At 58.1% G+C, this 1,034-nt stretch carries 1 protein-coding gene; it reads right to left on the reverse strand.

Going from position 1 to position 1,034, the window contains the following annotated elements; genetic code table 11:
* The coding region (locus tag A5782_RS23795; RefSeq protein WP_156624091.1) for an acyltransferase domain-containing protein at positions 1-1,034 on the reverse strand (1,034 nt) is incomplete at both ends.

Raw genomic sequence — 1,034 nt, forward strand, 5'->3', positions numbered from 1 at the left:
TGAAATGCATAGGTGGGCAACTGCACCGGGTGTCCATGCCCGTTAAACACCGCCGGCCAGTCCAGATCAACACCGGCAACATGAGCCTGTCCTGCCGACCTCCAAAACCGTTGGAGTCCTCCATCGTCACGACCCAACGTCGGAACTACCACCACACCGTTAGAAGACCCTCCCGCCATCTCGGCCAGCGTCTCCTCTATTCCGGCGATCAACACTGGATGCGGACTGGACTCGATAAAAACCCGCGCACCGAGCTGCGCGGCACAGCGCACGGCTTGCGCAAACTGCACCCTTTGGCGGATACCGCGATACCAGTAGTCAGCATCTAAGCCAGCGGTATCAACTACCCCACCGGTGACTGTCGAAATAAACTCAACCGAAGAAGGCCGCGGCGCGATACCAGCCAACGCATCCATCAGGTCGGCGCGGATCACATCTACCTGGGCTGAGTGTGACGCGTAATCGACATCAATACGGCGAGTCCGAATCTCTTCAACCTCACAGAGCTGAATTAACTCCTCTAGCGCTCTTACCTCACCGGAAATTACTATCGATCTGATTCCATTGATCGCGGCGATATCGAGTTGTCCACCCCATCTGGTCACTAACGCCTGGGCCCGTGACGCCTCACACCCCAGTGACACCATTGCGCCTTCACCGGTCAATTGCACCAATAACCGGCTGCGCAATGCCACCACCGCCGCAGCATCTTGAAGTGTCAGCGCTCCCGACACACACGCCGCAGCGATCTCGCCTTGTGAATGACCAAGCACCGCGTCAGCAACCACCCCCACGGACTGCCATAGCCGCGCTAATGACACCATTACCGCCCATAGCACCGGCTGCACCACGTCCACACGCCACAGCTCCGGCGCGGCGGGGGCTCCTAGCACCACATCGATCAATGACCATTCAACAAATGGCTTCAATGCCTCATCGCAACAACGCATCTGTTCGGCAAAAGGCCGGTAGTGCTCATATAACTCCCGGCCCATTCCGACCCATTGGGAACCTTGCCCGGGAAACACCATGAC

This window comes from Mycobacterium sp. 852002-40037_SCH5390672, assembly GCF_001665875.1.
Taxonomy (GTDB): Bacteria; Actinomycetota; Actinomycetes; order Mycobacteriales; family Mycobacteriaceae; genus Mycobacterium.